The sequence below is a fragment of the Bordetella genomosp. 5 genome, from assembly GCF_002261475.1.
Lineage (GTDB): Bacteria > Pseudomonadota > Gammaproteobacteria > Burkholderiales > Burkholderiaceae_B > Bordetella.
The window spans coordinates 625,342-649,333 of sequence record NZ_NEVN01000001.1 but is presented as its reverse complement, the minus strand read 5'-3'; the positions used below and the strand labels follow the sequence as shown (position 1 = coordinate 649,333).

At 61.1% G+C, this 23,992-nt stretch carries 17 protein-coding genes, 2 tRNA genes, 3 rRNA genes and 2 other RNA genes; 6 read left to right on the top strand and 18 right to left on the bottom strand.

The genetic code is table 11. The features are described from left to right. Positions 1-5: 5 nt before the first annotated feature. Both mraZ and rnpB read right to left on the bottom strand, forming a co-directional pair. A complete protein-coding gene (gene mraZ / locus CEK29_RS03085; RefSeq protein ID WP_094803215.1) occupies positions 6-434 on the bottom strand; it encodes a division/cell wall cluster transcriptional repressor MraZ in 429 nt (142 codons plus the stop codon). Between the two features lie 310 nt (positions 435-744). Next, positions 745-1,155, bottom strand: an RNA gene (gene rnpB, locus CEK29_RS03080) — RNase P RNA component class A. A gap of 89 nt (positions 1,156-1,244) precedes the next feature. Here rnpB and CEK29_RS03075 point away from each other — a divergent pair. After that, positions 1,245-3,050, top strand: a complete 1,806-nt coding sequence (locus CEK29_RS03075; protein ID WP_094857270.1) for an ATP-binding cassette domain-containing protein — start codon at positions 1,245-1,247, stop codon at positions 3,048-3,050. Positions 3,051-3,124: 74 nt separating this feature from the next. Here the strand turns inward: CEK29_RS03075 and pyrC are convergent, their stop codons facing one another. Both pyrC and CEK29_RS03065 read right to left on the bottom strand, forming a co-directional pair. Beyond that, positions 3,125-4,189: a dihydroorotase gene (pyrC, locus tag CEK29_RS03070; protein WP_094803217.1), complete on the bottom strand. Its 1,065-nt coding sequence runs from the start codon at positions 4,187-4,189 to the stop codon at positions 3,125-3,127. Between the two features lie 14 nt (positions 4,190-4,203). After that, positions 4,204-5,397: a M20 aminoacylase family protein gene (locus CEK29_RS03065; RefSeq protein ID WP_094803219.1), complete on the bottom strand. Its 1,194-nt coding sequence runs from the start codon at positions 5,395-5,397 to the stop codon at positions 4,204-4,206. Between the two features lie 152 nt (positions 5,398-5,549). Here CEK29_RS03065 and CEK29_RS03060 point away from each other — a divergent pair, with 152 nt between their 5' ends. Beyond that, positions 5,550-5,828 (top strand): SWIB/MDM2 domain-containing protein, encoded by a 279-nt coding sequence (locus tag CEK29_RS03060; protein ID WP_094803221.1) that lies wholly within the window; start codon positions 5,550-5,552, stop codon positions 5,826-5,828. A 544-nt stretch (positions 5,829-6,372) separates the two neighbouring features. On the opposite strand, the gene CEK29_RS03055 is transcribed toward CEK29_RS03060, so the two are convergent. The 7 genes from CEK29_RS03055 to CEK29_RS03025 all read right to left on the bottom strand — a co-directional run bounded on the left by CEK29_RS03055 (position 6,373) and on the right by CEK29_RS03025 (position 14,492). Continuing rightward, on the bottom strand, positions 6,373-6,777 hold the full coding sequence (locus CEK29_RS03055) for a DUF4870 family protein (RefSeq protein ID WP_094803223.1): 405 nt from the start codon (positions 6,775-6,777) through the stop codon (positions 6,373-6,375). A gap of 382 nt (positions 6,778-7,159) precedes the next feature. After that, positions 7,160-7,272, bottom strand: a 5S ribosomal RNA gene (gene rrf / locus CEK29_RS03050). Positions 7,273-7,513: 241 nt separating this feature from the next. Next, a 23S ribosomal RNA gene (locus tag CEK29_RS03045) occupies positions 7,514-10,397 on the bottom strand. A 316-nt stretch (positions 10,398-10,713) separates the two neighbouring features. Beyond that, positions 10,714-10,789: transfer RNA gene (locus CEK29_RS03040), tRNA-Ala, on the bottom strand. A 24-nt stretch (positions 10,790-10,813) separates the two neighbouring features. Continuing rightward, positions 10,814-10,890 (bottom strand) — tRNA-Ile (locus tag CEK29_RS03035). A 90-nt stretch (positions 10,891-10,980) separates the two neighbouring features. Beyond that, a 16S ribosomal RNA gene (locus CEK29_RS03030) occupies positions 10,981-12,511 on the bottom strand. The 16S, 23S and 5S rRNA genes sit together here with 2 tRNA genes alongside, the layout of an rRNA operon. Before the next feature lie 1,504 nt (positions 12,512-14,015). After that, positions 14,016-14,492 carry an Lrp/AsnC family transcriptional regulator gene (locus CEK29_RS03025; RefSeq protein ID WP_094798694.1) on the bottom strand — a complete coding sequence of 159 codons (477 nt, stop codon included), beginning with the start codon at positions 14,490-14,492 and terminating at the stop codon, positions 14,016-14,018. 151 nt (positions 14,493-14,643) lie between these two features. Between CEK29_RS03025 and hppD the strand changes: the two genes are divergently transcribed. Beyond that, a complete protein-coding gene (hppD, locus tag CEK29_RS03020) occupies positions 14,644-15,756 on the top strand; it encodes a 4-hydroxyphenylpyruvate dioxygenase (protein WP_094857269.1) in 1,113 nt (370 codons plus the stop codon). Between the two features lie 113 nt (positions 15,757-15,869). Here the strand turns inward: hppD and msrA are convergent, their stop codons facing one another. From msrA to ilvD, 3 genes are read right to left on the bottom strand one after another with little or no spacing between them, the layout of a single operon-like run. After that, the gene (msrA, locus tag CEK29_RS03015; protein WP_094798692.1) at positions 15,870-16,412 is read right to left on the bottom strand and encodes a peptide-methionine (S)-S-oxide reductase MsrA; all 543 of its coding nucleotides are present in this window, start codon (positions 16,410-16,412) and stop codon (positions 15,870-15,872) included. Between the two features lie 17 nt (positions 16,413-16,429). Then, the gene (locus CEK29_RS03010; protein WP_176456823.1) at positions 16,430-16,762 is read right to left on the bottom strand and encodes a c-type cytochrome; all 333 of its coding nucleotides are present in this window, start codon (positions 16,760-16,762) and stop codon (positions 16,430-16,432) included. Beyond that, positions 16,746-18,431 carry a dihydroxy-acid dehydratase gene (gene ilvD, locus CEK29_RS03005; RefSeq protein ID WP_094857268.1) on the bottom strand — a complete coding sequence of 562 codons (1,686 nt, stop codon included), beginning with the start codon at positions 18,429-18,431 and terminating at the stop codon, positions 16,746-16,748. The genes CEK29_RS03010 and ilvD overlap by 17 nt, the downstream gene beginning before the upstream one ends. Before the next feature lie 97 nt (positions 18,432-18,528). On the opposite strand from ilvD, the gene lgt reads away from it, so the two are divergent. Then, a complete protein-coding gene (lgt, locus tag CEK29_RS03000; protein ID WP_094798690.1) occupies positions 18,529-19,329 on the top strand; it encodes a prolipoprotein diacylglyceryl transferase in 801 nt (266 codons plus the stop codon). Here lgt and CEK29_RS02995 read toward each other — a convergent pair. The 4 genes from CEK29_RS02995 to CEK29_RS02980 form a co-directional block, all read right to left on the bottom strand. Then, positions 19,292-20,068: an SIMPL domain-containing protein gene (locus CEK29_RS02995; protein WP_094798689.1), complete on the bottom strand. Its 777-nt coding sequence runs from the start codon at positions 20,066-20,068 to the stop codon at positions 19,292-19,294. The genes lgt and CEK29_RS02995 overlap by 38 nt on opposite strands. Before the next feature lie 301 nt (positions 20,069-20,369). Continuing rightward, positions 20,370-20,554, bottom strand: a non-coding RNA gene (ssrS, locus tag CEK29_RS02990) — 6S RNA. Positions 20,555-20,728: 174 nt separating this feature from the next. Further along, on the bottom strand, positions 20,729-21,040 hold the full coding sequence (locus CEK29_RS02985) for a cell division protein ZapA (protein WP_094798688.1): 312 nt from the start codon (positions 21,038-21,040) through the stop codon (positions 20,729-20,731). Further along, positions 21,040-21,486, bottom strand: a complete 447-nt coding sequence (locus CEK29_RS02980; RefSeq protein WP_249278937.1) for a hypothetical protein — start codon at positions 21,484-21,486, stop codon at positions 21,040-21,042. The genes CEK29_RS02985 and CEK29_RS02980 overlap by 1 nt, the downstream gene beginning before the upstream one ends. A gap of 484 nt (positions 21,487-21,970) precedes the next feature. Between CEK29_RS02980 and CEK29_RS02975 the strand changes: the two genes are divergently transcribed. Together CEK29_RS02975 and CEK29_RS02970 are read left to right on the top strand one after the other, a co-directional pair. Beyond that, positions 21,971-22,432 (top strand): tripartite tricarboxylate transporter TctB family protein, encoded by a 462-nt coding sequence (locus CEK29_RS02975; protein ID WP_094857267.1) that lies wholly within the window; start codon positions 21,971-21,973, stop codon positions 22,430-22,432. 10 nt (positions 22,433-22,442) lie between these two features. Further along, on the top strand, positions 22,443-23,948 hold the full coding sequence (locus tag CEK29_RS02970; RefSeq protein ID WP_094857266.1) for a tripartite tricarboxylate transporter permease: 1,506 nt from the start codon (positions 22,443-22,445) through the stop codon (positions 23,946-23,948). Positions 23,949-23,992 lie beyond the last annotated feature (44 nt).

Genomic DNA, 23,992 nt, shown 5'->3' with positions numbered 1-23,992 from the left:
CGGTTTCAGAACGAAAACTGGTTCAACACGTCCGGCATTCCCTGTGCCAGGTCCTCCGCCTCGCGGCGGGCCAGGGAAGCGGCATCCCAGAGCTCGAAGTGCGTGCCCATACCGAGCAGCATCACGTCGCGCGTCATACCGGAAGCGTTGCGCAGTTCGGGCGCGATCAGAACCCGGCCGGAACCGTCGATCTCCACGTCCTGGGCGTTGCCCAGCAACAGCCGTTGCAGGCCCCGAGCCGTCATGGGAAAGGCGGCAATCTGCTCGCGCTTCTTTTCCCACTCATTGCGCGGATACACCAGCAGACAGCCGTCGGGGTGGCGGGTGAGTGTCAGGCGGCCTTCAGCCTGGGAAACCAGGGCGTCACGATGCCGGGTCGGAATCGAGATCCGTCCCTTCGCATCCATTGTGAGCGCACTGCTTCCTTGAAACACCCGTTTTGCCCCACTTAATTGCACAATTTCCTACTATTTCCCACTCTACGGGAACGGCATAGACGGGTCAAGCTGGAGGTTGCAATTTTTTCAATCACAACAAGGACTTAGGCCAAATTGTAAAAATGGGCCGCATCAAAAGATGCTGTGAAATCAGCAGCTTGCAGCTACATCTCAAAGTCCTGCGTGAAGAATCTGCGGCATTTGAAGCGCCCCTCTCGGGGGGCAATGCCGTCAATGTCTGGAAATTCGCGCGTGTCGGGGCGACTGCGCCAGGACGGTGCAAAGAAATTTCCGGATCTGGGGGGAGTTGCGAGGTGGGTCTATAGGCCGGATTTTGTACGCCGGGTGACCCCGGCGGGCAATCATTCCTCTAGGCGCGCCATTGCTGACGCGCTCATGCCACCTACCCGCATGCTCGGACGGAGCCGCCCTTCCCGGTCCGAAGACCGTACGCATGCCTATTTGATGTTGCTCCGGATAGAGGTTGCCGCGTTTCACCCTGCGACGCCGCCGCCCGTTGCCGGACGGCTCAGCACGGAGATGGCCGTGCCGGTGCGCTTTCGCGCCCGCTCCGCAGACTCGTCTCTGTGGCCCTGTTCCTCGGCTTCGCTGACGGACAAGCCGCCAGTTCGCCGGACGGCCGTTAGCCGCTATCCCGCCCTGTGGAGTCCAGACCTTCCTCGATGGCTTGCGCCACCGCGATTGCCCGACCCACCTCGCCGGCGCATTTTAGACTAAATGGCGGACGCGCCCGTGCGGGCCCCGGTTCCTGCGACAATACGGGTCATTCTCCAAGCGTTGCGCTACATGGCTCTCAACACCCTGATCTCGCTTACCGACGTCCAACTGGCCTTCGGTCACCACCCGCTGCTGGACCACGCCGACTTCTCCATCCAGGAGGGCGAGCGTATCGGCCTGATCGGCCGCAACGGCGCCGGCAAGTCTTCGCTCCTGCGCCTGCTCGATGGCCGCAACCAGCCCGACGACGGCGACATCGCCCGCATGTCGGGCCTGCGCGTGGTCACGGTCGAACAAGAACCCCAGCTCGACGACACGCTCACCGTCTACGACGCCGTCTGTGCCCCGGATCTGCACCCCGAAGACTGGCAGCGCCCCTCGCGCGTGCGCGCCGCCCTCGAAAAGCTGGGGCTTCCGGCCGACGCCTTGATCGCCGGCCTGTCGGGCGGCACCCGCAAGCGCGTCGCGCTGGCGCGCGCCCTCGTCGACGAACCCGACCTGCTGCTGCTCGATGAGCCCACCAACCACCTCGACTTCGAGGGCATCGCCTGGCTCGAGAGCCTGCTGCGCAACTGGAAAGGCGCGGCCATCATCATCACCCACGATCGTCGCTTTCTCGACGCCATCGCCACCCGCATCGTCGAACTCGATCGCGGGCGCCTGCTCAGCTTCCCCGGCAATTTCAGTCAGTGGCAGGAGCGCAAGGCGCAGTGGCTGGAGTCCGAGCGCCTCGAGCAGGCCCGCTTCGACAAGCTGCTGGCGCAGGAAGAGGTCTGGATCCGCAAGGGCGTGGAAGCCCGCCGCACCCGCAACGAAGGCCGGGTGCGCCGCCTCGAGCGACTGCGCGTCGAGCGCGCCGAACGCCGGGAGCGCGTCGGCGACGTCAATCTGGCGCTGGCCGAAGGCCAACGCTCCGGCAAGATGGTCGCCGAGCTCAACGACGTGAGCAAGACGTTCGGCGACCGCACGGTGGTGCGCGACTACTCGACCACCATTCTGCGCGGCGACCGCATCGGCATCATCGGTGCCAACGGCGCCGGCAAGACCACCCTGCTCAAGCTGATCCTGGGCCAGCTCGAGCCCGACAGCGGCAGCGTGCGCATGGGCACCAACGTCGAAGTCGCCTATTTCGACCAGATGCGGGCCCAGCTCGACGAAGAAGCCTCCCTGGTCGACATCATCAATCCGGGCAGCGAATGGATCGAGATCGGCGGCACGCGCAAGCACGTGATGACCTATCTCGGCGACTTCCTGTTCTCGCCCGCCCGCGCCGGCTCGCCGGTCAAGAGCCTGTCGGGCGGCGAACGCGCCCGCCTGCTGCTGGCCAGGCTGTTTGCGCGCCCGGCCAACGTGCTGGTGCTCGACGAACCCACCAACGACCTCGACATCGAGACGCTCGAGCTGCTCGAAGAACTGCTGCAGGAATACAGCGGCACCGTCCTGCTCGTGAGCCACGATCGGGCCTTCCTCAACAACGTCGTCACGCAAACCATCGCGGCCGAAGGCGATGGCCGCTGGCGCGACTACGTCGGCGGCTACGACGAGTGGGTGGCCCAGCGCCCCGAGCCTGTCGAGGCGCCGAAGGCCGCGCCCGCGGCCCCCAAAGCGCCCGCCCCGGCAAAGCCCAAGCCCGCGCGCACGGCCAAGATCAACAGCTGGGAGCTCCGTGAGCTCGAGGCCCTGCCCGACGCCATCGCCGCCCTCGAAGCGGAACAGGCCACGCTGGCCGGCAAGCTCGCCGATGGCAGCCTGTATCGCGAGGCGCCGCAGGAGGTCGATGAGGTCAACGCGGCATTGAAGCGGATCGAGAGCGAGCTCGAAGAAAAGTTCGCTCGTTGGGAAGCCTTGGAAGCGAAGAACGCCGCGGGCGCCTGAGCCCGCGCGCAAGCGCCATGCAAAAAAAACGGCCTGCGCAAACGCGCAGGCCGTTTTTCATTGCGGGGCAAGCGTCAGACCGCGACGCGCCAGGGCAAGGTCTCGCCGGCGGCCAGCGGCACGAGCGACGTGTCGCCGAACGGCAGCGCCTCCGGAATCGCGAAGCTGTCGCGCACCAGCGTCAGCGTGCCGGTGTTGCGCGGCAGGCCGTAGAAGTCCGGGCCATGGAAGCTGGCGAAGCCCTCGAGGCGATCGATGCGACCCACCTGATCGAACGCCGTCGCGTAGAGCTCCATCGCGTGCAGCGCGGTGTAGCAGCCGGCACAGCCGCACGCGTGTTCTTTGAGGCCACGCGCATGCGGTGCGCTGTCGGTACCCAGGAAGAAACGCGGGCTGCCGCCCGTGGCGGCTTCGACCAGCGCCACCCGGTGCGTTTCGCGCTTCAGGATCGGCAGACAGTACCAGTGCGGACGCACGCCGCCCTGGAAAATCGCGTTGCGGTTATAGAGCATGTGCTGCGGCGTGATCGTGGCGGCGATGGGGCCCTCGGCATCGCGCACGTACTCGGCGCCATCCTTGGTGGTGATGTGTTCGAACACCACCTTCAGGGCCGGGAACGCGCGACGCAGCGGGATCATCACGCGGTCGATGAACACCGCCTCGCGATCGAACACGTCGATGCCGGGATCGGTCACTTCGCCATGCACCAGCAGCGGCATGCCGCACTTCTCGAGCGCGGCCAGCGCCGGCGCGCACTTGCCGAGCAGATCGGTGACGCCCGCGTCGGAATTGGTGGTGGCGCCCGCGGGATACAGCTTGACGGCATAAACCTGACCCGACGCATGCGCGCGCTCGATCTCGGCGGCAGGCGTGTTGTCGGTGAGATAGAGCGTCATCAGCGGCGTGAACGCCTTGGGATCGCCGCCCGCCTTGAGCAGCGCGGCATCGATGCGCGCACGATAGGCCAGCGCCTGCTCGGTCGTCGTGACCGGCGGCTTCAGGTTGGGCATGATGATGGCGCGCGAAAACTGACGCGCCGTATCGCCGACCACGGCCTCCAGGGCGGCACCGTCGCGCAGATGCAGGTGCCAGTCGTCGGGACGGGTGATCGTGAGTTGAGTCATTTGCTGAATGGACATGAGTAAAGGGGCCGTTACTCGGCCAGCGGCATGCCGCGCTCGGCCAGCGCGGCGAACATCGCGCTGCCCAGCGGAATCACCGCGTCATTGAAATCGAAATGCGAGTTGTGCAGCACGCAGCCGGACTCCGCACCGCCCTGGCCCAGGCGGAAATAGGCGCCCGGCCGTTGTTGCAGCATAAAGGAAAAATCCTCGGAGCCCATCGACGGGGTGAGATCGCGCACCACGTTTTCCTTGCCGACCATCTCCGTGGCGATGTCCGCCACCAGCACCGCGTGCTGCGGCGTGTTGAGCGTCGCCGGGTAGATGCGTTCGTAATTGACCTCGGCCGTCGCGCCGAAGGCCTGCGAAATCGCGGTCGCCAACTCGCGCATGCGAGTCTCGACCATCTCCTGCACGGACTTGCGGAAGGTGCGCACGGTGCCCACCATCCTGGCCTCTCGCGGGATCACGCTCATCGCGCCCGGATGGCCGGCCTGCAACGAACCGATCGACAGCACGGCGGAGTCGAGCGGATTCACATTGCGCGACACGATCGTCTGCAGTGCCGTGATCAGATGGCCCGCGACCGTGACGGGATCGATGGTCTGGTAGGGATGCGCGCCATGGCCGCCGCGCCCCTGGATCGTGATTTCGAACCGGTCGGCCGCGGCCATCATCGGTCCGGGATTCACGCCCACGGTCCCGGGACGCAGACCGGGCCAGTTGTGCAGGGCATAGATCGCGTCGCAGGGATAGGTGTCGAACAGGCCGTCGTCGATCATGGCCTTGGCGCCGCCGCGTCCTTCTTCGGCGGGCTGGAAGATCAACACGGCCGTGCCATCGAAGTTGCGCGTCTTGGCCAGATAGCGCGCCGCGCCCACCAGAATCGCGGTGTGGCCGTCATGACCGCAACCGTGCATCAGTCCGGGCTTGGTCGACTTATGGCTGAAGTCGTTGTCTTCTGCCATCGGCAGCGCGTCCATGTCGGCGCGTAGTCCGATCATGCGGCCGCTGCTGGTGCCACGGCCACGAATCACGCCCACCACGCCGGTCTTGCCGATCCCACGGTGCACCTCGATGCCCAGCGCCTCGAGCTGCCCGGCCACGATGCCGGAGGTACGTACCTCTTCGAAGCCCAGCTCCGGATGGGCATGGAGGTCACGGCGCAATGCCGTCAGTTCGTCATGAAAAAGCCGTATGGATTCAAGTGCTGAGCGTGCGTACATGGGCAGGTTACACTGGGTGCGATAGGCGGAGTTCGAGGCCTGATTTTAGTTGCTACAGAGGATAAATGCCTTTGTCTTTACTGTAGAGACACGTTATGCTGCGGCCCGCAGGACACATTTTTCCAACAATCTCAGAGAAGGAGCGCCGCATTATGGCCACACCCTCCAAAACCGCGACTCCGCGCAAACCGAACGCCGCGTTCATGAAGCCCCTGACCCCCAGCGCCGAGCTCGCTGCCGTCATCGGTTCGGAAGCCGTGCCGCGCACCGAGGTCACCAAAAAGATCTGGGACTACATCAAGGCTCACAACCTGCAAGACGCAAGCAACAAGCGCAACATCAACGCTGATGCCAAGCTGCGCCCGATTTTCGGCAAGGATCAGGTCACGATGTTCGAACTGACCAAGCTGGTCAACGCCCACCTCAAGTGATCCAGGTTAGGGCGTACCTCGTACGTCCCTACCCCGACACGCTCGCCGCTCCAGTCCTGGCGGCGTAGCGCGAAACGTACGCCTCATCCGTACGTTTCGCTGCGGACCACTCCGCAGCCGCCCAGAGCGCGCGCAGCCACATCCCCCGCATTCCCCATCAGCACGCCTCCAGACCGGATCCCGACCTGTCCAGACGCGTGTGCTCGGACGTGGCCGCGCGCGGTAGTGCATGGGCAACTTTCGTTCCCGCGGTACATACACATCCGCGATGCCACGTCATGATCGTCGCATCGGACTTCGCTGCGCGCGCAACAAACTTTCTTTCCGAACCGCTACGGACCGACGCGCCCACGACGAGTTCGAGGCACCACCGCAGTCCGGCTTGCGCGCTGCATGTCCTGCGTGGTTTGCTCCGGACGACGCTGAGCATGGCATCCCCGTGCGTGGCTTGCCAGGGCCCTCATGTGCGTCACACCGCCCAAAAGACAAAACCGGCCCTGAGGCCGGTTTTGCGTCTGTCGTTGCCTCGTCCGAGGCCGTGACATCAGTGCCAGGTCGACGGCACGGTGCCTGAATGGAGCGCCAGCCATCCGCGAATGACGCGATAGGCGACCCAGGCCACGGTGATCACGACGCCGATCCAGCCGATCGCGATCAAGGTGAGGATGGCGGAAATGGCGAGCCACAGCAGCGACCACCAGAAGGTGCGCAGCAGCCAGTCGAAGTGCTGCGCGTACAGGGTACCCGCGGTATCCGAGCGCTTCACGTACATCAACACCACGGCGGCGATGGTGGCCACCCACAGAAATCCGCTCGTCAGATAGCCGACGGCGAACAGGCCGTAGGCAATGTGGGTCAGCGTACGCAGGTCCGGGCCGGTCGAGCCGGTGCTAATCGGCGGGGGGATCTGGGAATCGCTCACGATAACTGCTCCATCGAATAAGTTCAGTCAATCTTACCGCACAATAAGAGCACAACCGGGGCGCCGGGCATGTCGGATCAGGCCCGTTGTTAATAGGGAACGCGCACTTGCCAGGGGCACGAAACGGCGGTCCCGAAGGGGCCCCGATCCCACCGGCGGGACCCGCGCCGATGCCGACGCAACCGCGCGGCCAGGCGCTTCACACGTCCTCACTGTCACCACCGCACGATGAGGCCCACCGTGCCCTTGAAACGAGCCTGAGCCTGGTCCTTGCAGCTCAGCGAGCCGACATGAGCGAGGGCCGTCGTCCGGCCGATCTCAAGAGCTGGTCGCGCAGCGCATGACGTAAAGCGTCGCCCCAAAGACAAAACCCCACTGGCGTGAGCCAGTGGGGTTTTGAGCAATAAAAGCCTGACGATGACCTACTTTCACAAACGAATGTTCACTATCATCGGCGCGAAGGCGTTTCACGGTCCTGTTCGGGATGGGAAGGAGTGGGGCCACCTTGCTATGGTCGTCAGGCGTAACCGGTAAGCGGTTGACGCGAGGGTCAAGCACTTGAATCTGGAAGAAGCACCGCGCTCGTGTCGCAGTCGGGCCGGGCGGTATGCGCCGGGCGGGGACTGGTCATCGAGAGCACGTATTGTGTGTATGGGTTGCGTTGATTGTGTTTGAACGGCACTGGCACGATGTCGGCCAGCGTCACGTGCGAGGGGCAAGGGTTAGTTGCGCTCTACACGGTTAATTAAGACTTGAGAGTTATAGGATCAAGCCTCACGAGCAATTAGTATCGGTTAGCTTAACGCATTACTGCGCTTCCACACCCGACCTATCAACGTCCTGGTCTTGAACGACTCTTCAGGGGGGTCAAGCCCCCAGGGATACCTTATCTTCAGACGAGTTTCCCGCTTAGATGCCTTCAGCGGTTATCTCTTCCGTACTTAGCTACCCGGCAATGCCATTGGCATGACAACCGGTACACCAGAGGTACGTCCACTCCGGTCCTCTCGTACTAGGAGCAGGCTCCGTCAAGTATCCAACGCCCACGGCAGATAGGGACCAAACTGTCTCACGACGTTTTAAACCCAGCTCACGTACCTCTTTAAATGGCGAACAGCCATACCCTTGGGACCGGCTACAGCCCCAGGATGAGATGAGCCGACATCGAGGTGCCAAACACCGCCGTCGATATGAACTCTTGGGCGGTATCAGCCTGTTATCCCCAGAGTACCTTTTATCCGTTGAGCGATGGCCCTTCCATTCAGAACCACCGGATCACTATGTCCTGCTTTCGCACCTGTTCGACTTGTCAGTCTCACAGTCAAGCACGCTTATGCCATTGCACTATCAGCACGATTTCCGACCGTACCTAGCGTACCTTCGAACTCCTCCGTTACGCTTTGGGAGGAGACCGCCCCAGTCAAACTGCCCACCATGCACTGTCCCCGATCCGGATAACGGACCAAGGTTAGAACCGCAAACAAACCAGGGTGGTATTTCAAGGTTGGCTCCACGAGATCTAGCGACCTCGCTTCAAAGCCTCCCACCTATCCTACACAGACCGGTTCACAGTCCAATGCAAAGCTACAGTAAAGGTTCATGGGGTCTTTCCGTCTAGCCGCGGGTAGATTGCATCATCACAAACACTTCAACTTCGCTGAGTCTCGGGAGGAGACAGTGTGGCCATCGTTACGCCATTCGTGCAGGTCGGAACTTACCCGACAAGGAATTTCGCTACCTTAGGACCGTTATAGTTACGGCCGCCGTTTACCGGGGCTTCGATCAAGAGCTTGCACCCCATCACTTAACCTTCCGGCACCGGGCAGGCGTCACACCCTATACGTCGACTTTCGTCTTTGCAGAGTGCTGTGTTTTTAATAAACAGTCGCAGCCACCGATTCTCTGCGACCCCATCATGCTCAGCGCGCAGGCGCATCACACTACCGGGGTATACCTTCTCCCGAAGTTACGGTATCAATTTGCCGAGTTCCTTCTCCCGAGTTCTCTCAAGCGCCTTGGAATATTCATCCCGTCCACCTGTGTCGGTTTGCGGTACGGTCTCGTATAGCTGAAGCTTAGAGGCTTTTCTTGGAACCACTTCTAATCACTTCGCGAGACATGCTCGCTCGAGCCACACCCTTGATTTACGCGCCCGGATTTGCCTAAGCGCCATCTTCAATGCAGCAACAGGGACATCCAACACCCTGATGATCTTCCGCGATCCGTCCCCCCATCGCACTATACGACGGTGCTGGAATATTAACCAGCTTCCCATCAGCTACGCATCTCTGCCTCGCCTTAGGGGCCGACTCACCCTGCGCCGATGAACGTTGCGCAGGAAACCTTGGACTTACGGCGAGGGGGCTTTTCACCCCCTTTATCGCTACTCATGTCAGCATTCGCACTTCTGATACCTCCAGCAGCCTTCACAAGCCACCTTCGCAGGCTTACAGAACGCTCTCCTACCGCGTATATCTAAAGATATACACCCGCAGCTTCGGTTTATCGCTTAGCCCCGTTACATCTTCCGCGCAGGACGACTCGATCAGTGAGCTATTACGCTTTCTTTAAAGGGTGGCTGCTTCTAAGCCAACCTCCTGACTGTCTATGCCTTCCCACTTCGTTTCCCACTTAGCGATAATTTGGGACCTTAGCTGGCGGTCTGGGTTGTTTCCCTCTTGAGTCCGGACGTTAGCACCCGGTGCTCTGTCTCCCAAGCTGTACTTGCAGGTATTCGGAGTTTGCCATGGTTTGGTAAGTCGCCATGACCCCCTAGCCATAACAGTGCTCTACCCCCTGCAGTAATACTTGAGGCACTACCTAAATAGTTTTCGGAGAGAACCAGCTATTTCCAGATTTGTTTAGCCTTTCACCCCTATCCACAGCTCATCCCCTAGTTTTTCAACACTAGTGGGTTCGGTCCTCCAGCACGTGTTACCGTGCCTTCAACCTGGCCATGGGTAGATCATCTGGTTTCGGGTCTACACCCAGCGACTGAACGCCCTATTCGGACTCGCTTTCGCTACGCCTTCCCTATCCGGTTAAGCTTGCCACTGAATGTAAGTCGCTGACCCATTATACAAAAGGTACGCCGTCACCCCACAAGGAGGCTCCGACTGTTTGTATGCACACGGTTTCAGGATCTATTTCACTCCCCTTCCGGGGTTCTTTTCGCCTTTCCCTCACGGTACTGGTTCACTATCGGTCGATCACGAGTATTTAGCCTTGGAGGATGGTCCCCCCATCTTCAAACAGGATTTCACGTGTCCCGCCCTACTTATCTCACGCTTAGTTCCACTATCAACATTTCGTCTACAGGGCTATCACCTGCTACGGCCAGACTTTCCAGACTGTTCGACTATGCTGTTAGCTAAAACGTGAAGGCTCTTCCGATTTCGCTCGCCACTACTTTCGGAATCTCGGTTGATTTCTTTTCCTCGAGCTACTGAGATGTTTCAGTTCACCCGGTTCGCTTCCACTGACCTATGTATTCAGTCAGGGATACCGCTTGCGCGGTGGGTTTCCCCATTCGGATATCTACGGATCAAAGCTTGTTTGCCAGCTCCCCGTAGCTTTTCGCAGGCTACCACGTCCTTCATCGCCTGTGATCGCCAAGGCATCCACCATGTGCACTTAGTCGCTTGATCCTATAACACTGAAGTCTTATAGGACGCTTGTTGACATTTCGCGTTTGTGCCGTTCTATCAAAGCTTTTCTCAACACACACTTGCGTGCGCATCGAGCTTGAGACTTTGGAACAAAATCATGCAATCACAACCCGTATCCATCTTCATCAGGCTTGCGCCGATTACTTGATGAACACTTTACGTTGTGCTTCTTCCAAATTGTTAAAGAACAAATATAGCTGTCAGGCCTAAACCCAACGATTAACACTGACTCGCAGCGCTAATCGTTGAACTCTTGCTGTCTAGATTTCTACCAACACCCGGCTAAGCCAGGCAGTGGTGGAGGTGAACGGGATCGAACCGATGACATCCTGCTTGCAAAGCAGGCGCTCTCCCAGCTGAGCTACACCCCCATACCCCGATCACTCGGAATAACTTGGTGGGTCTGGTTGGATTCGAACCAACGACCCCCGCCTTATCAAGACGGTGCTCTAACCGACTGAGCTACAGACCCCAGACTCTTTCTCTCGGATCTGTACGATCCACAGCAGCTATATTTCAACAACCGATAAGCGTGGACACTTGCTACGAGCGCTAAGCTCTTAAAGGAGGTGATCCAGCCGCACCTTCCGATACGGCTACCTTGTTACGACTTCACCCCAGTCATGAATCCTACCGTGGTAATCGCCCTCCTTACGGTTAGGCTAACTACTTCTGGTAAAACCCACTCCCATGGTGTGACGGGCGGTGTGTACAAGACCCGGGAACGTATTCACCGCGACATGCTGATCCGCGATTACTAGCGATTCCGACTTCACGCAGTCGAGTTGCAGACTGCGATCCGGACTACGATCGGGTTTCTGGGATTGGCTCCCCCTCGCGGGTTGGCGACCCTCTGTCCCGACCATTGTATGACGTGTGAAGCCCTACCCATAAGGGCCATGAGGACTTGACGTCATCCCCACCTTCCTCCGGTTTGTCACCGGCAGTCTCATTAGAGTGCCCTTTCGTAGCAACTAATGACAAGGGTTGCGCTCGTTGCGGGACTTAACCCAACATCTCACGACACGAGCTGACGACAGCCATGCAGCACCTGTGTTCCGGTTCTCTTGCGAGCACTCCCAAATCTCTTCGGGATTCCAGACATGTCAAGGGTAGGTAAGGTTTTTCGCGTTGCATCGAATTAATCCACATCATCCACCGCTTGTGCGGGTCCCCGTCAATTCCTTTGAGTTTTAATCTTGCGACCGTACTCCCCAGGCGGTCAACTTCACGCGTTAGCTGCGCTACCAAGGCCCGAAGGCCCCAACAGCTAGTTGACATCGTTTAGGGCGTGGACTACCAGGGTATCTAATCCTGTTTGCTCCCCACGCTTTCGTGCATGAGCGTCAGTGTTATCCCAGGAGGCTGCCTTCGCCATCGGTGTTCCTCCGCATATCTACGCATTTCACTGCTACACGCGGAATTCCACCTCCCTCTGACACACTCTAGCTCGGTAGTTAAAAATGCAGTTCCAAAGTTAAGCTCTGGGATTTCACATCTTTCTTTCCGAACCGCCTGCGCACGCTTTACGCCCAGTAATTCCGATTAACGCTTGCACCCTACGTATTACCGCGGCTGCTGGCACGTAGTTAGCCGGTGCTTATTCTGCAGGTACCGTCAGTTGCACGGGGTATTATCCCGTGCCGTTTCTTTCCTGCCAAAAGTGCTTTACAACCCGAAGGCCTTCATCGCACACGCGGGATGGCTGGATCAGGGTTTCCCCCATTGTCCAAAATTCCCCACTGCTGCCTCCCGTAGGAGTCTGGGCCGTGTCTCAGTCCCAGTGTGGCTGGTCGTCCTCTCAAACCAGCTACGGATCGTCGCCTTGGTGAGCCATTACCCCACCAACTAGCTAATCCGATATCGGCCGCTCTAATAGTGCGAGGCCCGAAGGTCCCCCGCTTTCCCCCGAAGGGCGTATGCGGTATTAGCTACGCTTTCGCGTAGTTATCCCCCGCTACTAGGCACGTTCCGATACATTACTCACCCGTTCGCCACTCGCCACCAGACCGAAGTCCGTGCTGCCGTTCGACTTGCATGTGTAAAGCATCCCGCCAGCGTTCAATCTGAGCCAGGATCAAACTCTTCAGTTTAATCTCTGTTTTGCGCCGCTATCCGAAGACAGCGACTTCGCTTGCTCTCAAAGGAAGTGAGGTTTAAAAAACCTTACTTCATATTGTGAGCACTTTGATACTTTTGCTTTGTCTGCCAGACCGAAATCTGACCGACTGCGCACTCGCATCAAGTGCCCACACTTATCGGCTGTTTAGTTGTTAAAGAGCGGTACTGCTAAATTCTTGCCCACTTACTGACTCGCCTCGCTGCGCCGCTTTCGCTTCGCGTCGTTTGCTGTGTCAGCAGCAGAGAAACGAGATTATGAAGAAGTTTTTTTCGTTTGTCAACTCAGTTTTGAATTTATTTATTCATCACGTCGCTGACTCACTTACCAACCACCTCACTCGCTTCCGGCTCGCTGCGTCGTTGCCGACATCGCTTGCCTTCTGCTTTGGCCTTTCTCAGAACATCAGGGTTAACCCTAACGTTTTGACAACTGCCAAGTCCGAAACTATAACACAGTTTTTGCAGATCGTGCAACTTACATCGCACAATTTGCAGCTCACCGTGCAACGCTGGAATTCGGTAAGCCCTTTCGGACAACCTCGGAAGCAAGCTTCCGTTCCTGCGCTGAAAGCCCTGTTTCGCGCCTCGCGTCCCACTCAGGTGGCAACCGCTTTGAGGCCGGCGAAACAGCACTTGCCGCTTCGGCTTCGTTGTTCACACTGTTGTGTGAGCAGCGAAGGGGGCGAACTATAGCACGGTTTTTTGGCTTGTCAAAACGAAGTCATGGGAAACCCGTAAAGTTTTCGCCCCCGCCAGGCGCTTCGCCCTGCCCGCCCCCGCTGCCCTCGGACCGGCAATTGGGGACAATACCTTTTGCGATCAAGGACTTGGCCTGAGAAAGCGGGCCATCCGCCCGGCAAATTTGCCGTGATCCTCGTCCGGACAAGCCGATTTAGCTTCGCAAAAATATTTTCGGCACCCCCACCCGTTCCCTCGGGGCCGCCTGGAGCAATGGCGGTAGCTGTCTCTACTCTATATAGAGGAAGCTAAGGGTTTACAGAGAAAGCCGAAGGGCTGCGCGGACGGAAGCTGAAGATCAGCGAGCCGAGGGGTCCGGGTGCAACAGCAGGTTCGGGCGAGCAGCAGGTTTGGGTGAGCAGCAGGTTCGGGCGAGCAGCAGGTTTGGGTGAGCAGCAGGTCCGAGTGAGCAGCGGGTTCGGGTGGAGCAGCAGGTCAGGGCGCAGCAGCAGGTCAGTGCGGCCGCAGGCTCAAGTGTGGCCGCGGGTCCGAGTACGGCAGCGGGTCAGCGCGTGCCACATCGAAAGTGCAGCATCTATATATAGGGAGGACGCAAAAGCGGCACCGCGCACCACACCGTGCACCCTATATATAGGCAGGCCCGTGCAGAGAAGAACTGCGCAACCTGTAGACGGAGAGCGCCGGAGCGGAGCCCGGTGCCGCCCTGATCCCGCCGCTTGTCGTGCGCCCCCAGTAAAGCAGCCGGCGGCTCGCCCCGCCCGGCCGCGGCGAGGCCGCTCAGACCCGGAGCTCGGTCGTCTCTTTGATCTGTTGCAGGGCGAAGAAGGATTTCATGTCCACGACGGCGGGGTGCTGCATGAGCGTGTCCATGGCGAAGCGCGAGAAATGCGCCAGGTCGCGCACCTGGATGCGCAGCAGGTAGTCCATGTCGCCGGACATGGCGTAGCACTCCACGACTTCCGGCCACAGCTGCACGTCGCGGGCGAAATCGCTCATGGGCGCGTGGCTGCCGCCCACGTGCTTGTTCAGCTTGATGGTGACGTAAGCCAGCAGCCCCAGACCGACGCGCTCCGCATCCACCAACGCCACATAGCGCTTGATGAAGCCCTGCTCTTCCAGACGTCGCACCCGCCGCAGGCAGGGGCTGGGCGACAGCGATACGCGCTCGGCGAGCTCCTGATTGCTGAGCCTGCCGTCGCGCTGCAATTCGGCCAGAATGCGCCGATCTGTCCGGTCGAGGTCGATTTCGAGCATTAGTGTCTCCACTTTCGATTATTCCGGCAATTATATTGCCGACAACCCGCCGCACAGGGGCATCTTTGCAATCATCTGCCCGGGGTGACTGCCTACAATTTGCGTTCGCTCAGACATTTCGAGCACCACACAACACAACAAGGGAGGCAGCATGAGCAGCCAATTCCAGCCCTGGGACAATCCCATGGGCACCTCGGGTTTCGAATTCATCGAATACACCGCCCCCGATCCCGCCGCGCTGCGCAAGGTTTTCGAGCTGCTGGGATTCAAGGCGATCGCCAAGCATCGCCACAAGGATGTGACGCTGTACCGCCAGGGCGGCGTCAACTTTCTGATCAATGCCGAGCCGGACTCGTTCGCGCAACGCTTTGCGCGTCTGCATGGCCCGTCGATCTGTGCAATCGGCTTTCGCGTCGACGACGCCGCTGCCGCCTACAAGCGCGCGCTCGAACTGGGCGCCTGGGGCTTCGACTCGCACAGCGGTCCGATGGAGCTGAACATCCCGGCCATCAAGGGCATCGGCGATTCGTTGATCTATCTGGTGGACCGCTGGCGCGGCAAGACCGGCCACGGTGGCATCGGTGATATCAGCATCTATGACGTGGACTTCGAACCGCTGGATCACGAACACGCGCAGGAAGACCTGAACCACGTGGGCGCCGGCCTCACGCTGGTGGATCACCTGACCCATAACGTTCACAAGGGCCGCATGGCCGAGTGGGCGGAATTCTACGAGCGCCTGTTCAACTTCCGCGAAGTGCGTTACTTCGACATCGAAGGCAAGGTGACGGGCGTCAAATCCAAGGCCATGACCTCGCCTTGCGGCAACATCCGCATTCCGATCAACGAGGAAGGCACCGAAGAGAAGGGTCAGATTCAGGAGTATCTGGACCTGTACCGCGGCGAAGGCATTCAGCACATCGCCATGGCCACGGACGACATCTACGCCACGATCGAAGCGCTGCGCAAGACCGGCGTGGTCTTCCTGGACACGCCCGAAACGTACTACGAGCTGCTCGATCGCCGTCTGCCGCAACACGGCGAGGACGTCGCCCGCCTGCAGAAGAATCGCATTCTGCTCGACGGCGCCCCCGGCGGCGGACTGCTGCTGCAGATCTTCACCGAGAATCAGATCGGCCCGATCTTTTTCGAGATCATCCAGCGCAAGGGTAACGACGGCTTCGGCGAAGGCAACTTCAAGGCGCTGTTCGAGTCGATCGAACTCGATCAGATGCGCCGCGGCGTCGTGAAAACGGTCGAGTGATCGCTACCGGCCCGAAATGAAAATAGCCCGCGGCTCACGCCACGGGCTATTTTTTTGGACCGGCGATGCCGAGCGCGCGCGGCCTGCACCGCGCCCGATGCGCGGCGTGCCCCTCAGCGCGACAGCCGATCGTGGAACTGCTTGCGGAACTTGGCGACCTTGGGCGCGATGACGAATTGGCAATAGCCCTGGTCGGGATGCAGCGCGAAGTAATCGCGGTGGTAATCCTCGGCCTGCCAGAAATGCGCCGGCGGCAGCAACTTGGTGACGATCGGCGCATCGTAGATCCGGGCCGCGTTGACCTCGTCGATGATGGCCTGCGCCTGATCGCGTTGCGTTTCGTCCTGCCAGAAAATGGCCGATTCGTATTGCGGACCGACGTCGTTGCCCTGGCGGCCCGGCGTGGTGGGATCGTGCGTGGCGAAGAACACGCGCAGCAGGTCGCTGAAACTCAGCTCGGCCGGATCGAACTCGACACGCGCGACTTCGATATGACCGGTGTCTTTGTTGCAGACCTGCTCGTAGGTGGGATTGTCGACATGACCACCGGCATAACCGGGCAGCACGCTGACGACGCCACGCAGATCCTTGAATACAGCTTCCACACACCAGAAGCAGCCACCGCCCAGTACTGCGACTTCCGTCGATTGCGACATGATGATTCCTCTCTAGATCAAGGCTTGGCGGGCGACAGCGTGAGAATCCACTCCGCCAGTTGATGCGCCTCATCGGCGCTGACTTGCGATTGCGCCGGCATCGGCACGGCACCCCAGGCACCGCGCCCGCCATGACGAATTTTGTTGGCCAGATATTCCACGGATTCGGCCTGACCGGCATAGCGCTCGGCCACGCTCTTGAGCGGCGGGCCCACCCGCTTGCTCTCGACCTGGTGACAGGCCATACAGGCCTTGCTCTTGGCCAGATCGAGGCCGGTGGTCTGCGCCTGAGCGCTGACCGCGAACACGACGCTCGCGCCCAGCACCCACAAACTACGATTCAAATGCATCGGTAACTGCCCCACGACTGGCGGAGCTGGCGAGATGACCGAACTTGGCCAGCACACCTCGGGTATATCGCGGACTGGGTTGCGTCCAGTCGCGGCGACGAGCCGCCATTTCCTCGTCGCTGATGTTCAGCTGCAGCAGCAGCTGATGGGCATCGATGGTAACCGAATCGCCTTCGCGTATCAGGGCGATCGGACCGCCCACATAGGCCTCGGGCGCGACGTGCCCGACCACCATGCCCCACGTGCCGCCGGAGAACCTGCCGTCGGTGATGAGCCCGACCGTCTCGCCGAGCCCCTGACCGATCAGCGCCGAGGTGGGCGCCAGCATCTCGCGCATACCGGGCCCGCCCTTGGGACCTTCGTAGCGGATCACCACCACGTCGCCGCGCCGGATCTCGCGGGCCATGATGGCGGCCATCGCCGCATCTTCGGAATCGAAGACACGCGCCGGGCCGGTGATGACCGGATTCTTCAGGCCCGTGATCTTGGCAACGCAGCCTTCGGGCGACAGATTGCCCTTGAGAATGGCCAGATGCCCTTGCGGGTACAGCGCCTTGTCGATGGGGTGAATCACGTCCTGCGCGGCGTCGGGCTGGTCGGGGACGTCGGCGAGCACCTCGGCGATGGTCTGGCCGGAGATCGTCATGCACTCACCGTGCAGCAGGCCTGCATTCAGCAGGAGCTTCATGACTTGCGGGATGCCGCCGGCGCGATGCAGATCCGTGGCGACATAGCGGCCGGAAGGCTTGAGGTCGCAGATCACCGGGACCCTGCGGCGCATGCGCTCGAAATCGTCGATGGTCCAGGGCACCTCGGCCGCATGCGCGATCGCCAGGAAGTGCAGCACCGCATTGGTGGAGCCCCCGGTGGCCATGATCACGGCGACGGCGTTTTCGATGGATTCGCGGGTGATGATGTCGCGTGGCTTGCGGCCCGCGCGTACCGCATCGACCAGGACGCGGGCCGACTCGGCTGCCGACACGACTTTTTCGTCGTCCACGTTGGCCATGGTGCTCGAGTACGGCAGGCTCATGCCCATCGCCTCGAACGCCGAACTCATGGTGTTGGCCGTGTACATGCCCCCGCAGGAACCCGACCCGGGGATCGCGCACTGCTCGATCTGCTTGAACTCGGCTTCGTCCATGCGGCCCATGGTGTACTCGCCCACGGCCTCGAACACGGACACGATGGTCAGGTCCTGCCCTTTGTGCCGGCCGGGTTTGATCGTGCCGCCGTAGACGTAGATTCCTGGCACGTTGCTGCGGGCGAGCGCGATCATGCCACCGGGCATGTTCTTGTCGCATCCGCCGATGACGACCACGCCATCCATCCACTGCCCCTGCACCGCGGTTTCGATGCAGTCGGCGATGACCTCGCGCGACACGAGCGAATACTTCATGCCCTCGGTGCCCATCGACATGCCGTCCGAGATGGTGGGTGTGCCGAAAACCTGGGGATTGGCCCGCGCGGCGCGCACCGCGTCGATCGCGGCGTCGGCGAGACGCTGCAAACCGCTATTACAGGGCGTGATGGTGGAATGGCCGTTGGCCACGCCGATCATCGGATTGGCGAAATCGGCCTCCCGGTAGCCCAGGCCGTAATACATGGCGCGATTGGGCGCACGGGCGACGCCTTCCGTGATGTGGCGGGAACGTTCGTTGTTCGGCATGGTCTTGTCTCCTGGACCGGCGCTGCGCACGGCGAGCCCGCGCGCAATCGAATCATTCGCCGGTTATTATCGACCATCTTCCTCTGCCGGGCGCAACATGCTTCAGTACCCCCAATTCGACCCCGTCGCCATACAGATCGGACCGCTTGCGATCCACTGGTATGGCCTGATGTATCTGCTGGCGTTCGCGTTGGTGTATGGCCTGGGCCGCTATCGCATCGCGCAGGGCAAGGGCGGCATGATGACCGCGCGCGGCCTCGAAGACCTGATCTTCTATAGCGTGCTGGGCGTGGTGGTGGGCGGCCGTCTGGGCTACGTGCTGTTCTACAAGCCGGGTTACTACCTGAGCAACCCGATCGAGATTTTCTATCTCTGGCAGGGCGGCATGGCGTTTCATGGCGGCCTGATCGGCGTGATCGTCGTGATGCTGCTGTTCGCGCGCAAGCACAAAACCTCGTTTTTCACGGTGGCCGACTTCATTGCGCCGCTGATCCCGCTGGGCCTGGGCGCGGGCCGGCTGGGCAATTTCATCAACGGTGAACTGTGGGGACGCCCCACCGACGTGCCTTGGGCCATGGTGTTCCCGGGATCGGGCGACGGGCTCCCGCGCCATCCTTCGCAGCTGTACGAGCTCGGCCTCGAAGGCCTGGTGCTGTTCGCGATCCTGTGGTGGTTCTCGAGCAAGCCCCGCCCCACCGGCCAGGTGAGCGCGCTGTTCCTGATGGGATATGGCGGCTTCCGCTTCCTGGTGGAATTCACGCGCGAGCCGGATAACTTCCTGGGCCTGCTCGCCGGCGGCATGAGCATGGGACAGTGGCTGTCCCTGCCCATGTTCATCGCCGGCGCCGTGCTTTTTGCGATTACTGCAAAGCGATCGTCCCGCTCACCGTCACACTGACCGTGACCTCGCCGGCTTCCAGCGGAACGCCGGCGGCAGCTGCGCTGTCTTTCATCATCATCTGCGCACCCATCTGGCGCGGCATCGACACTTCGCCGCCGCCGCTCAGATCGAGCTTGGCAATGCGATAGCCCGAAAAACCAAAGGCATTGGCCGCGGCCAGCGCGCGTTCGCGGAACGCATTGGCAGCCTGGGTAAGAAGCTTGCGCTCCTCGGCTTCACGCGCTTCGCGCGACAACAGGAACTGAATATTCGCGATCGCGGTCTTGTCGCCGAGTTTGGCTGCCAGATCCGATGCCGCATCGAAATCCTTGGACTCGAGAATCACCTGACCCTGGCCACGCCAGTTGGTGATCTTGCCCTTGCTGCTCGAGTTGGGCCAGACGTTGTAGCCACCCGAACGGACTTCGACACCCTTGGTGTCCTTGGCGCGCTTGACGACTTCGTCGAGCGCGGCGGACAGGCGCTTGCCGGCGGTGGACTGGTCGGCCGCCTCGAGTTCGACCGCGAGGGTGATGCGCACCGTATCCTGCGCCACCTCGGTGGAGGCGCCGGCCTGCAGATTGAGCTCGGGCGAACGGCTGGTCGACGTGGACGTCTGCGCCTCGGCCGGGGCCGGCGCGGCGGTCTGGGCCTGAACGGCGGACACGCAAGCCAGGGCGAGCGCGGCGCCGCAAGCGGCTGCAAGGCGCTTCAGCACGGGAGCGGAGGAATGAGCGGAACGCGAGTAATGGGTCATCGCAACAACCTTTTCTGATAAACCGCCGGACGATGCGCGTGGGCCTGGCCCGGAACGCGGCGGCGGGCAACCGGCACCCACACGCAAGCAGAACGCTATCAGGTCTCGCGCGCACGCGCGCGCAACAGTGAAATGAGGTGTAAGCACGCGTGTGTACGCACGACCCAGGCGACGAAAACGCCGGATTCAGAAAGGGACTGAAAGGGATGTGGGCGGGCGCGGGCACGGCCGCAGGAGGGATGAAGCGGCGTGCGTGCTGCGTGGGGACCGCAGACCTGCGTGGAAGCAGGCCTGCGGGAGAAGATGCCCCGCGGGTGCCGTCTAGGCCGGCATCTCGAACCCTGAGGTTCAAGGTGGTCGCGTTCCGTAGAGCCTTGGGTTCGTCTGCGAGAGACAATCACGCCAGCTCTACACTCCCGCAACCAATATGCCATAAGACATAGGTTCAGAGAATGTATGGCCAAGTCACGAGCACCGCAGGGACAACCGGGAAGGCAGGAAAGCCTGGGCCGCCGTAGCGGTAGCGCCAGAGAGCTTCCCTGCCAGGAAGTCTGCGGGTGGTGCCTGAAAACCAGCCTCAGGCAACCTGGGCGCCGCTTGCCGCCTGGCCTGCAAGCCAGACTGCGCACCGCGCCCTGAACCCGAAGGAAAAACGATCGGTCAGATCAGCTTTTCCTGTCCCGACAACGCATCGTCGAGCATCGTGTTCATTTCCTCGATTCTACGCTTGAAGTCGCCGACCGCCAAACCGCCCAGCGGACCATCCGGCGCCTTCATGGCAAGCAACTCACCGGCGATCTGCAGCGCAGTCATCACGGCGATGCGTTCGTTGCTGGAAACCTTGCCGGTGCCCTGGATGCGCTGCATGAGTTGGTCGACGTGACGCACGGCGGCCAGCAGCACGGGCTTTTCTTCGGCGGAGCAGGCGAGCGAATAATCACGGCCCAGCAGGCTGATATCGAGACGTTCCATCAGTGCTGCTCCTCGGCGGCGGCGCCCGGCAGGCGGGCGAGCACTGCGTCGATGCGCTCACGCGCCGACGAAGCGGCCAGACGCAGGCGCTGAAGATCGTTGTCACGCGCGAACAGGTTGCCCTGCAGCTCGGCTTCGCGCGCCGAAGCGCGCGCTTCGAGCGCATGCCGGTCGGCGGATTCGCGCGCCAGCTCTTCACGCAGCGCCGCTTCGGCGCGCTGCGCTTCGGCACGCAGCAGATCGGCGGCGGAGTCGTGTTCGCGCGCACGCGACGACAAAGCGAGAAGTTCGGCTTCGCGTTCGGCATAGCGGGCTTGTAGCGCGCGATGCTCGGCTTCGCTCTCATTCAAGCGGATACGCAACGCATCGCGTTCGGCATGAAGCTGCCGGGTGCGCTGCACCATTTGCCCGATACGGGCGGCGAGTTGGTCGAGGTCATGCAACATGGGCGCTATCGTAAACCATCCGGAACGTGTCCGGGCCTCTTCACGCAAGCTGAGAAACACGGCAATATTCGGTAGAACCTGAAAGCGAATTGCCAGATGGCTTTCACCCCCACGGTGAAAGCAGGATGCCCCCGGGCTGCAACGGCCCACTTTCACCATCCTTTCTTAAAGCTTTCATTCTGCTTTCAAAACACCTTCATTCCGCGCCCGGCGTTACATCTGAGGGCAGGATGATCCCCTATACAGGCGAATTTCTAGGGAAAACCCCGAGCTCAGGCGCTGGCTCCAGGGTTTGTTTTGCGCTTGCCCTCAATTAGTATTCGGCCTTCAAAAAAGCCTTTTCCGCTTTCAAAAGAGGCGTTCAGAGCTTTCAAAAACAACAAATGGCACCCTTAAGTGCCTTTTTTGCGCCCGTCGCCAGAGACCAACACACTCGCCGGGCTTGAGCCTTATCTACATGCTGTAAAACAGGAGCCAACCAATCATGCAGCTACGCAATCGGCAGGACTTCTGGTCGGGGGTGATGTTCATCGCCCTTGGACTGGGATTCGCCTGGCAGGCAAGCAGCTACCAAATGGGTACTGCCGCCCGCATGGGCCCGGGATACTTTCCCTTCTGGCTGGGACTCGTCCTGGCATTGCTGGGCGCGATCGTTCTGATCGGCTCCCTGGCCAAGAAAGCCACTGAAACGCATGTGGATCGTTTCGACTGGCGCATCGTCTTTCTCGTGGTGGGTTCGGTCGTCCTGTACGCCCTGATCCTCAAACCCCTCGGCATCTACATCTCGGTGTTCGTGCTCGTGGTGACCAGCAGCCTGGCCAGCCATGAGTTCAGCCTCAAAGTGGCCGTTGCCAACGGCATTTTCCTGGTGGTGTTCTCGTACCTGGCCTTCATCAAGGGTCTGGGCCTGATCTTCCCGCTGTGGCCGTCGTTCTTGGGCAATTAAGGAGAGCCACATGGAATTGTTTGACAACCTCATGATGGGCTTCGGCGTCGCGTTCACGCCGGAGAACCTCGCATACGCCCTGCTGGGCTGCATCCTGGGCACCCTGATCGGCGTGCTGCCTGGCATCGGCCCCGTGCCGACCATCGCCATGCTGCTGCCGATCACGTACGTGCTGCCTCCGGTGGCCGGCCTGATCATGCTTGCCGGTATTTACTACGGCGCGCAATACGGCGGTTCCACCACGGCCATTCTGGTGGCGCTACCCGGTGAGACATCCGCGGTGGTGACCGTGCTCGATGGTCACCAGATGGCCCGCAACGGCCGCGCCGGCGCGGCCCTGGCCATCGCGGCTCTGGGTTCGTTCTTCGCAGGTTGCGTGGCCACGCTGCTGCTGGCCTGGGTGGCCCCGGAACTGGCTCAATTGGCGTTCAAGTTCGGCCCCGCCGAATACTTCTCGCTGATGGTGCTGGGTCTGGTGGGTGCCGTGGTGCTGGCCTCGGGCTCGCTGCCCAAGGCAATCGCCATGATCATCCTGGGTCTGCTGCTCGGCATGGTCGGTACCGACGTGAACTCGGGCGTCGCCCGCTTCGACTTCGGCATCCCCGAACTGCAGGACGGCATCGACTTCGCCATCGTGGCCATGGGCGTGTTCGGCTTCGCCGAAATCATGACCAACCTCGAGCAGAAGGAAAACCGCGTCGACATCACCGACAAGATCGGCTCGCTGTATCCCAACAAGCAGGAATTCAAGGAAGCCGCCCCCGCCGTGCTGCGTGGTACGGCCCTGGGTTCGGCCCTGGGCATCCTGCCGGGCGGTGGCGCCGTGCTGTCGTCGTTCGCCTCGTACACCCTCGAGAAGAAGATCTCGAAGAACCCCGAGCGCTTCGGCAAGGGCCACCCGGCCGGCCTGGCGGGTCCGGAATCGGCGAACAACGCCGCAGCCCAGACCTCGTTCATCCCGCTGCTGACCCTGGGTATCCCGGGCAACGCCGTGATGGCGCTGATGGTGGGTGCAATGACCATCCACAACATTCAGCCCGGCCCGCAGGTCATGACCAGCCACCCGGAGCTGTTCTGGGGTCTGATCGCCTCCATGTGGATCGGTAACCTGATGCTGGTGGTGCTGAACCTGCCGCTGATCGGCCTGTGGGTCAAGCTGCTCAAGGTGCCCTACCGCATCCTGTTCCCGGCCATTCTGGTGTTCTGCACGATCGGTGTGTATTCGCTGAACTACAACACCTTCGACGTATTCATGACTGCCGCCTTCGGTGTGGTGGGTTATGTGTGGTCGAAGCTGAAGTGCGAAGGCGCACCGCTGCTGCTGGGTCTGGTTCTGGGTCCCATGATGGAAGAAAACTTCCGTCGCGCCCTGCTGCTGTCGCGTGGCGACTTCGGTACCTTCGTGACGCGTCCGCTGTCGGCATCGCTGCTGGCCGTGGCCCTGTTCCTGATCGTGCTGGTCGCTCTCCCCGCGATCCGCAAGAAGCGCCAGGAAACCTTCGTCGAAGAAGAGTAAGCCTGAAGCCGGCTCGCGCCGGCCTCGCGCCCCTCGAAAACCGG